The sequence below is a fragment of the Nocardia sp. NPDC056564 genome (assembly GCF_042793755.1).
In the GTDB taxonomy this organism is placed as follows: domain Bacteria; phylum Actinomycetota; class Actinomycetes; order Mycobacteriales; family Mycobacteriaceae; genus Nocardia.
On sequence record NZ_JBHTUR010000033.1, the window covers coordinates 50,351 to 58,922 of the forward strand.

10 protein-coding genes are annotated in these 8,572 nt (G+C 69.1%); 6 read left to right on the forward strand and 4 right to left on the reverse strand.

All coding sequences use genetic code 11. From position 1 onward, the window contains the following. Positions 1-4 precede the first annotated feature (4 nt). Complete coding sequence (locus ACFQ9K_RS43505) at positions 5-964, forward strand: acyl-ACP desaturase (RefSeq protein ID WP_378724223.1); 960 nt, start codon at positions 5-7, stop codon at positions 962-964. A gap of 57 nt (positions 965-1,021) precedes the next feature. On the opposite strand, the gene ACFQ9K_RS43510 is transcribed toward ACFQ9K_RS43505, so the two are convergent. The 4 genes from ACFQ9K_RS43510 to ACFQ9K_RS43525 all read right to left on the reverse strand — a co-directional run bounded on the left by ACFQ9K_RS43510 (position 1,022) and on the right by ACFQ9K_RS43525 (position 4,900). Further along, positions 1,022-2,023, reverse strand: a complete 1,002-nt coding sequence (locus ACFQ9K_RS43510; RefSeq protein ID WP_378724221.1) for an Acg family FMN-binding oxidoreductase — start codon at positions 2,021-2,023, stop codon at positions 1,022-1,024. A gap of 413 nt (positions 2,024-2,436) precedes the next feature. Then, a complete protein-coding gene (locus tag ACFQ9K_RS43515; protein WP_378724219.1) occupies positions 2,437-3,315 on the reverse strand; it encodes a universal stress protein in 879 nt (292 codons plus the stop codon). A gap of 30 nt (positions 3,316-3,345) precedes the next feature. Then, complete coding sequence (locus tag ACFQ9K_RS43520; protein WP_378724217.1) at positions 3,346-4,248, reverse strand: universal stress protein; 903 nt, start codon at positions 4,246-4,248, stop codon at positions 3,346-3,348. Between the two features lie 124 nt (positions 4,249-4,372). Continuing rightward, positions 4,373-4,900 carry a flavodoxin family protein gene (locus tag ACFQ9K_RS43525; RefSeq protein WP_378724215.1) on the reverse strand — a complete coding sequence of 176 codons (528 nt, stop codon included), beginning with the start codon at positions 4,898-4,900 and terminating at the stop codon, positions 4,373-4,375. A 246-nt stretch (positions 4,901-5,146) separates the two neighbouring features. On the opposite strand from ACFQ9K_RS43525, the gene ACFQ9K_RS43530 reads away from it, so the two are divergent. The 5 genes from ACFQ9K_RS43530 to ACFQ9K_RS43550 all read left to right on the forward strand — a co-directional run bounded on the left by ACFQ9K_RS43530 (position 5,147) and on the right by ACFQ9K_RS43550 (position 8,437). Further along, entirely contained in the window at positions 5,147-5,749 is a 603-nt protein-coding gene (locus tag ACFQ9K_RS43530) for a hypothetical protein (protein ID WP_378724213.1), read from the forward strand. Continuing rightward, positions 5,746-6,021 (forward strand): SHOCT domain-containing protein, encoded by a 276-nt coding sequence (locus ACFQ9K_RS43535; RefSeq protein ID WP_378724211.1) that lies wholly within the window; start codon positions 5,746-5,748, stop codon positions 6,019-6,021. Before ACFQ9K_RS43530 ends, ACFQ9K_RS43535 begins: the two co-directional genes overlap by 4 nt. 29 nt (positions 6,022-6,050) lie before the next feature. Further along, positions 6,051-6,956, forward strand: coding sequence for a universal stress protein (locus tag ACFQ9K_RS43540; protein ID WP_378724209.1), 906 nt, complete (start codon positions 6,051-6,053; stop codon positions 6,954-6,956). Positions 6,957-7,068: 112 nt separating this feature from the next. Continuing rightward, a complete protein-coding gene (locus ACFQ9K_RS43545; protein ID WP_378724207.1) occupies positions 7,069-7,524 on the forward strand; it encodes a hypothetical protein in 456 nt (151 codons plus the stop codon). Between the two features lie 400 nt (positions 7,525-7,924). After that, the gene (locus ACFQ9K_RS43550; RefSeq protein WP_378724205.1) at positions 7,925-8,437 is read left to right on the forward strand and encodes a hypothetical protein; all 513 of its coding nucleotides are present in this window, start codon (positions 7,925-7,927) and stop codon (positions 8,435-8,437) included. Positions 8,438-8,572 lie beyond the last annotated feature (135 nt).

Genomic DNA, 8,572 nt, shown 5'->3' on the forward strand with positions numbered 1-8,572 from the left:
CCAATTGCCGCGCGACCTGAAGCAACGCGAGATCCTGACCGAGCTGGAGCCGATCGCCGAAGACTGTGTGCACCGGCACCTTTCGATGACCAAGGACTGGCACCCACACGACTACATTCCGTGGGACGAGGGGCGCAATTTCGCCATGCTCGGCGGAATCGACTGGGACGCCGAGCAATCGAGGCTCAGTACAGTGGCCAAGGCGGCCATGATCACCAATCTGCTCACCGAGGACAACCTGCCCTCCTATCACCGGGAGATCGCCGAGAACTTCTCCAGAGACGGCGCCTGGGGGACCTGGGTCGGTCGCTGGACCGCGGAGGAGATGCGGCACAGCACCGTTATCCGGGATTACCTCGTGGTGACCCGAGGGGTGGACCCGATCGCGCTGGAGGAGGCGCGAATGATCCACATGACCAACGGTTTCGCCTCCGGCGCGACGGCCGCGGACGTGGACAGCGGCGCGGGCTTCCTGCATTCGGTCGCGTACGTGAGCTTTCAGGAACTGGCCACCCGGGTCACCCATCGCAATACCAGCCGGGTCTGCGCGGACCCGATCGCGGACAAGCTGTTGCAGCGCATCGCGGCCGACGAGAACCTGCACATGATCTTCTATCGGACGGTCTGCGGTGCGGCCCTCGATCTGGCGCCGGATCAGGCGATCGAGGCCATCGACGCGATCGTGCGGAACTTCCAGATGCCGGGGGCCGGCATGCCGAACTTCCGCCGCCACGGTGTGCTGATGGCCAAACACGGTGTCTACGATCTTCGCCAGCACCTGGAGGAGGTGCTGACTCCGGTGCTGCGGCAATGGAATATCTTCGGCCGCAATGATTTCAGCGCGCGAGGTGAACAGGTCCGGGAGCGGCTCGCGGCCCATCTCGACGACCTGGAGCAGGTCCGGATTCCCAGATTCGAAGAGCAGCGAGATCGGCTGCTGGCGCGAGAACGCGCACGGGCCTGAGCGCTGAACCCGGGTACGACGGCTAACGGGCGCCGCCGTACCCGGTTTCCGGCACCGCTATCCCTGATCGAAGACAAGGATGTCGGTGACCGGTCGGCGCGGCGTGGCCGGCGGTGCCTCTCCGTCGGGCGCCGAGCCGACGCGGATCACGACCTGCGGGACCACCGGGTGGCGGAGCAGGCTCGCGATGATCTTGCGGGCGGTGGGCAGTTCGGTGATGTGGGTCAGCGCGCAACTCGCCAGCCCGGCCACGGTGCACTCCAGCAGGACCGCCGACAGCGCCTCTCCGGCGTGCAGCCAGGCGAGCATCGCGTCGTTGTCGGAGCTGAGCACCATCAGTTGTGCCTGGTCCTCGGCCGTACCGCGGCGCGCGGAATGCGGCGCGGACGGGAAGGTACGCCCCACCGGAACCCGGGAGAACTCCGCGTCCGAGACGAGCGCCTCTCGGGGAACCCCCTCCGTCACGTGGGAATGCCCGGTCCACCAATGCAATTCGGTCTGATACTCCATGTCGTAGCGACGTAGCGCGGTCGCGTGCTGCGAGGCGGCCGCCAGCCGCGGTCCCGCCTCGGCGTCGAGCACATCGAGTTCGATGTCGTGCGGGTTCGCCAGCATCCGCGCCCGGTGCACGAGTTCGGCCCAGCCCCGCGGCGGGAGCATCGGCAGTCGGTCGGTGTGGCGCGTCTCGATCGCGCGGGCGCGCGCCTGCACGCCGGTCGGCGCGTCCGGCCACGGGCGGAACTCGATGGCCGCCAGATGGTCGGCCCGCGCCGGGTCGGGTAGCCGCACGGTGTCGGTGTGCCAGCCGCGCGCGGCGAACGCGGTGCGCAGGTGGTGCAGCGCCGCGCCGCAGCTGATCACCAGCTGCCTGCCGTGCGGATCGCTCGAGGTCAGCAACCGCTCGTTGTCGCGATAGAGGTGCAGCCGCGTGCCGTCGAACACCCACCGCCACGGCTGGGTGTTGTGTACCGAAGGCGCCCGCCCGGCCAGCCGCACGGCGGCCGTGATCGTCGGTCGATCCGGTACGAACGTTTCGGGAAGTGCCTCACTGTCGGTCATGCATCGAGTGTCGGCCCCGCCCATGGGCAGCAGATACGGGACTTGAGCCCGACCCGAAGGGCACAAAGTCACCGGAGCGCACGGATACCGGCGGATAGGGACTTCTGGCATCGTCTTTCGACTCTTCGCCGCCCGGCGGGCGGCCGACACACTGGGATCCATGCACGAAGTGGCGATACAGTCCCCGCTGCCGATCGGGTCGGCTGCGCCCTCGAGCAGGATGCGAGTCAGCGCGGCGGGCGACCGGGCGAACAGATGCTCCAGCAGGCCCGGGGAACACAGCTCGCGGAAAGCGTCGGTGACAATCCACCGCGAGCCCGCTGCTTCGTCGTCGGTATCGCCTGCCGCGCAATCGAATTCGGCGAGCATGAGAGTAGAGTCGGACGATTTCGGGGTCCGCCGAATAGAGTCGGTCAGCTCGCCGCGCGGGCGATGATGACCGGGCAGTCGGCGCCGTGCAGCACCGCTTGCCCGACCGAGCCGAGGGTCATCCCGGGGAAGCCGCCGTGCCCGTGACTGCCGACCACGAGCAGCTGAGCGAGCTCGGCGGTGCCGAGCAGGCACTTGGCCGGGCGGGCCTCGGTGACGAGCCGGGACACCTGGACGTCCGGATACTTCTCCTGATAGCCGGCGATACTCTCGGCCAGCAGCGTTTCCCCCTCCTTCTGCATCTCGGTGCGCGGGATGTACCGGTTGAATTCCGACCAGGCGAGGACCGCGAGCAGGGGAGCGTCGCGCCGGGACGCCTCATCGAAGGCGACCTCGAGCGCGAGTTCCCCGCCCGCCGATCCGTCGACGCCGACCACGACCGGGCCGTGGGCGCCGACCGGCGTTCCCTCGTTCGCCTCGGGAATCACCGCGACCGGGCACTTCGCGTGCCTGGCCAGCGACGTGCTCACCGAACCGAGCAGGCCGCGGCGCAACGCGCCGTAGCCGTGCGTACCGACGACGAGCAGTCGCGCGTTCGCCGATCGGTCGCGCAGCACCGGGATCGGCGGTGCGTCGACAACGAACGTGCTGATGTCGAGGTCGCCGAGCGGGGCGGCGACGGCCGCCGCGACTTCACGGGCCTTGGCGACGATGATCTCGCCGGATTGCCGATAGGTCTCGTAGTCGAATTGGGGAAAGGCGAGGCCGGGACCGAAATCCATCGGCGCGCCGATCGCGTACACGATGTGCAGCGGCGCGCCGTGCTGTGCCGCGTCGCACGCGGCCCAGCGCACCGCGTCGGTGGCGACGGCGGAACCGTCGGTGCCGACGATGACCGGCGGGTTGAGCGGGTTGACGGACATGGTGGTGCCTTTCTAGGTATGGGCGGGGGGTCAGTCCGCGTGGGCGACCAGCACCGGGCAATGGGCGCGTTGGACCAGCGCGTTGCTGGTCGAGCCGAGCAGCAGGCCGCGGAAACCACCGCGGCCGCGGCTGCCGACGACGAGCAGCTGCGCGGTCTTGGACCACTCGATCAGGTAGTGGCGCGGTCCGGACTGATATACCTCGCGGGTGACCTCGACGTCCGGGTACTTCTGCTGCCAGCCGGCCAGTTGCTCGGCCAGGGTCGCCTGTGCGTGCTCGTGGATGGCGGGATCGGTGATGGTGCCCCCGAACGTGTCGAAGTACAGGTCGCTCCATACGTGCACGGCGACCAGATCCGCGTTGCGGTTGCTGGCCTCGGCGAAAGCGACGCCGATCGCGGCTTCGCTGACCGGGCCGCCGTCGACGCCGACCACGACGGGACCCGCACTGCCGGTGGCCCGTTCGGTGCCGCGGACGACCACGATCGATCCGTGGCCGTGACTGGCCACCGCGAGCAGGGTGGATCCGAGGTGGCGGATGGTTCCGCCGTCGCTGGACGCGCCGATCACGACGAGGTGCGCCGATTCGGAGTGCTCGATCAGCAGTCGCGCCGGATTGCCCTCGGAGACTTCGGTTTCCACGGTCAGCGTGGGGTCGACGGACAGGGCCAGGTCGCGTGCGGCGGCGACGCACTCGGCGCCATGGCTGCGGATCGCCTCGACGACGGCGGGGATCATCAGGTCGTAGGTGCCCGTAACGGCCTGTGTCGCTGCGAAATTCAGGCCGGTGACGATGCGCAGCCGGCGATGGCGAGCGGCGGCCGTCTCGGCGGCCCAGCGGACGGCGAGGTCGGCGGCCGCGGATCCGTCGACGCCGACGACCACTGCGGCCGTGGCGATGTCATGTGCGTCGTCATTGTTGTGCGTAGCCATGCGCCTGGCGCCCCTTCGAGTCGGTTGTTGCGATGTCTGTACGGTAGGAATCGGATGCCGTCCGCCACGCCGGTCATTGGTCACGAACCCGGAGGTCCAAAGGACGCAGTCGGCGGCGGGAAGCTCAGTGCAGGTGCGCGATGCGGTCCTGCTCGACGTGGGCGAGTCGTTGGGCCCAGGCCCGCGCCCTGGCCAGTTCGCCCTCGCTGAGTGGCCCGGTCATTCCGTCGACCAGGAAGTCCATCGGCTCGTCCGCGAGTTGATAACCTAAGCGCCGCAATCGTTTTCCCGCGCCGTGCGCGGCAGATCCGGGTAGCCACGGCGGCTTGGCGGCCTTGGTGCCGAACGCCGCGGCGCGGCAACCCGCGGGCACGGGCAGCGCCGCGTCGAACCATTCCCGGATGCCGATGTCGACCACGACCGGCGCATCGGTGCGTTCGGCGGCGTCGAGCCGGGTGCGCTGCCTGCTCAGGCCGAGTGCGTGCGTCGGGCCGCCGACCACCAGCAGATCGACCGCCGGGGCGGGCACATTGGCGGCCGCGGCGATGTTCAGCACCTCCACCGGCCCGTACTCGCGCAGCCCGTCCGCGATCGCCTCGGCGATGGCGGCGGTGTTGCCGAACATGGATTCGTAGACGACTCGTGACCGCATCTCGCACTCCTCTGCACCTGCGGAAGACCGTTGAACTCGACGCTATGACCCGGCTCCGGCGGCGCACAGTGCCGAAACGACGCTGACCGGAGGACCTTCGGCCACCGTCGCCGCGGCGGTTCAGGCGGATCGGAATCCGGGGCCACTCGGCCCGCCTACCGGGTGACTTTCTTCTCTGCCGCCGTCCGCGGCCGGACGGGATGCTCGAAGTCGACAGCAGGCGCCGCCGGAACGAGGTGAATGGCGATGTCGGAGAACGTGACCATCCCCATCCACGGGTCGTGGACCCAGGTGATTCGCTGGTGGTCCACGCAGCCGTGGAGCCCGAATCCGTTGTTGCGCAAATCCGACCGCCTCGAAGCGGTGGTGCGCCTCCTCGCGGTGGCGGCGGTGCTGGTGGCAGTGCCCGTCGCGGGTGCGCTCGGCACGGCGGCCTACACCGAGAGCGCGGCCCGGATCGGCGCCGAGCACGCGGCGAGGCACAGCGTCACCGCGGTGCTCACCGAGGATCCCGTGCGGTCGGCAGGTCAGGAGTACCGGGCGCGGGTGCGCTGGGATGACAACGGCCGCTCCGGCACCGAGGTCGTTGCCGTACGCCGCGGCATGGTGGCCGGCGACCACGCCACGGTGTGGCTCGGGGCCGACGGTGCGGTGACGGCGGAACCACGCCGGCCCGCGGCGGCCGCCATGGTTGGCATCGGTGTCGGCGTGGTCGTGCTGGGCGGCACCTGGTTCACCGGCTGGTGCCTGGTCCACGGTGCAGGCTGGTTGCTCGACCGGCACCGGGACGGCCGATGGGCACACGAGTGGCGGCAGCTCAGCCGTCCGATCGGAGAGGACCGGCAATGATGTATTGGTACGGGGACGGCGCCCAGTGGTGGCTGTTCGTGCTCCTGATTCTGGTCGTGGTCCCGCTGTGGGTCACCGCGGCCGTCGCGATCATCGCGTTCAACCGGCTCGACCGCGTCGCGGCGCAACCGCGGCGGGAGCAGCCCCGGTTGTCGCCGGAGGCGCTGCTCGCCGAACTGTTCGCCAGCGGCGAGGTCGACGAGACCGAATACCGGCACCGCCTGGCCGTGCTGCGGCCGATGTCGGCGAAACCCGTTGGCACTCAACCCTGATTTTCATCTCCGCGCAGGAAGGCACCGGCATGTCCGTCGAAAATGCTTCGCAGGCAACTGAACTCAACCCACAGATCCTCGCCGCCGTTGATGGCTCCGCGAGCTCCTACCAGGCCGTGGCCTGGGCGGCGGTCGAAGCCGGGCTGCACCACTGCGGGCTGCACCTGCTGACCTCGATGGGCATCGATACCGGTTACGGGCGCGGTGTGGCGCTGGGGACGGCCGACCTGGAATGGCTGCGCAGGGACAGCGAGCGAATCCTGGTCGAGGCCACCCGGATCGCGCGCACCGCGGCGCCCGGTGACCAGCCGCGGATCAGCACCGAGGTCTCGGCCGAGCCGATCATCCCGATGCTGATCGGGCGGTCCGCGCGGGCGCGCATGCTGGTCGTCGGCAGCCGCGGGATGGGCGCGTTCCGCCGCGGCATGCTCGGCTCGGTCAGTACCGCCGCCACCCACCACGCCCACTGCCCGGTCGCGGTGATCCATGGGAACTCCGCGATCGACGCCGTGTCGGCGACGCAGCCGATCCTGGTCGGGGTCGATGGGACCAGCAACAGTGTCGGGGCTCTCGATCTCGCCTTCGAGGAGGCGTCGCGGCGCAAGGTCGGCCTGACCGCGCTGCACGCGTGGAGCGACGTCAGCGGGCTCGACGTGCCCGTCGCCGGGTGGGACGGTGCGCAGGAGTCCGCGCAGGCGACCCTGGCCGAGGCTCTCGCCGGCCACGCCGAGCGCTACCCCGATGTCACCGTGCGGCGAATCGTGGTGGCCAACCGGCCGGTTCGCTCTCTGCTCGACGAGTCCGCCAACGCCCAGCTGGTCGTCGTCGGCAGTCATGGGCGCGGCGGATTCCAGAGCATGGTGCTCGGCTCGACCAGCAACGCCCTGCTGCACTCGGTCGAGATCCCGATGATCGTCGTGCGCGAACCCGCGTAGCCGGCGCGGGTCCCGCGGATCTCAGGGGAAATCCATGGTTGTCCCTGATGTGCCGATCGGACGGTAGCGCGGAGGATGGGCCCTACTGCGGATGTGATCGTGGGAGGCGCTGATGGCAGGTTCGCGCGGCACCGGTGTGGCGGGACACGGTGGGAGAGCGTTCATTTCGTGGTGGCCGTGGGCGCTGTCGCTGTCCGTCGCCGCCCTCGTCGACCTGGTTGTCGGCGGAGTCCGGCACTTCGATTTTCACGGTATCAACGGGTTCAGTACGACCAACTACGGGTGGGTCGCGTTCGCGGTGGTGGGCGGGGTCGGGTTCGCCTGGCGGATGGCTCGCGGCCCGCTGCCGCTTTCGCGGGCGGCGCGGCCGTTGATCGCGGCGACTGCGGCGTATGTGCTGTGTTTTGTCGCGGTCACGATCACCGCGTTGGTGTTTCTGCCCGAGCAGGGTCTCGGTGAGACGCTCACCACCGATGCGCCCGGCCGCGCGCTGCCGGTCGGCGCGGTAGTGCTCGTCGTCGGCGCGTCGGCCGAGGTGGTCCGGGCGGTCGCGCGTGCTCGCAGCTGAGACACCCGCCGCGTGGCCGAGACGGTCTCGTCGTCTGCGCCGAGGGCGGTGCTATAGGGATCGACTACCCTGGGCGCTGCACTGGAGATTGTCGGATGTGAGGAAGATTTATGGGAAGCGTTGTCCTCGACGTTGTCGCGTTGCTCGCCAATCGTGCGGCGATGTTCTGGAATTGGATGGCCACCGGGTCCTCCGGGTTCCCGCCGCTGTAATGTCGCGATGAACAGTTAGCCGCCGAACGCCCTGGTCTCATGGCCAGGGCGTTCGGGTATTCGCGGCAAGAATCCGATTGCGGCCGGTTAGGGGTTTTCGCGGTGCATCGGGGTATGTCCCCCGTATGTTGAGCACCGTGAAGACCGCCGGCACTACGCGCCGTACCCCCGGATGGTTCGTACTCTGGATGGGGCTGCTGACCGCCCTGATCGTGCTGTGCTGCCTAATCCTGTTCTGGCAGTTGGCCGCCGAAGGAACCTTCCCGATTCAGGTCATCCTCTGGGTGGCCATCGGCGTCCTAGGCGTGGTCGCGCTGCCCTTCGGTCTACTCGGGTTGTTCCGCTACCACTCCTTCTTCTACAGCCTCATCTGGCTCGTCGTCCTCGTCGTCTTCGGCGCCCTGGTCTGGCAGAACGTCCCCGAAACCACCGGCTGGAAACTGTCCAGGAACATCTTGCAGAATCAAGCCGCCGACTGCGTCAACCCCGGCCACCGCACCCGCCTCGGCATCTACACCATCACCTACGTCACCCGCCGCGACGGTGGCTGCCTGTTCTATACCGAAGGGGGAGAGTCGAATTCGTCGCGCGGCTTCGCCTATTTCCCCGACGCCGCCCCGCCCTATATCGGCACCCCGACCTCCGGCATCGGATACTCGACGTTCCACGGAAAGTGGTACCGGTTCACCGAAGAGTCCTGATCGACCGGGCCGGGCGGCCCCCGCGCGGTGACGGCCCGCCCCTCATCCGGCGGTGGCGTCGCGATCGGATCAGGCGCCCAGCATGCCGCCCTCAACGCCGATGATCTAGCCGGGTACCCACGAGCTGGCGGGGTG

Coding starts and splice junctions, on each gene's coding strand:
- ACFQ9K_RS43515 (WP_378724219.1), bottom strand. CDS start 3,315: ATGTCCGTCAACCCGCTCAACCCGCCGGTCATCGTCGGCACCGACGGT.
- ACFQ9K_RS43535 (WP_378724211.1), top strand. CDS start 5,746: ATGATGTATTGGTACGGGGACGGCGCCCAGTGGTGGCTGTTCGTGCTC.
- ACFQ9K_RS43550 (WP_378724205.1), top strand. CDS start 7,925: ATGGGGCTGCTGACCGCCCTGATCGTGCTGTGCTGCCTAATCCTGTTC.
- ACFQ9K_RS43525 (WP_378724215.1), bottom strand. CDS start 4,900: ATGCGGTCACGAGTCGTCTACGAATCCATGTTCGGCAACACCGCCGCC.
- ACFQ9K_RS43520 (WP_378724217.1), bottom strand. CDS start 4,248: ATGGCTACGCACAACAATGACGACGCACATGACATCGCCACGGCCGCA.
- ACFQ9K_RS43540 (WP_378724209.1), top strand. CDS start 6,051: ATGTCCGTCGAAAATGCTTCGCAGGCAACTGAACTCAACCCACAGATC.
- ACFQ9K_RS43510 (WP_378724221.1), bottom strand. CDS start 2,023: ATGACCGACAGTGAGGCACTTCCCGAAACGTTCGTACCGGATCGACCG.
- ACFQ9K_RS43530 (WP_378724213.1), top strand. CDS start 5,147: ATGTCGGAGAACGTGACCATCCCCATCCACGGGTCGTGGACCCAGGTG.
- ACFQ9K_RS43545 (WP_378724207.1), top strand. CDS start 7,069: ATGGCAGGTTCGCGCGGCACCGGTGTGGCGGGACACGGTGGGAGAGCG.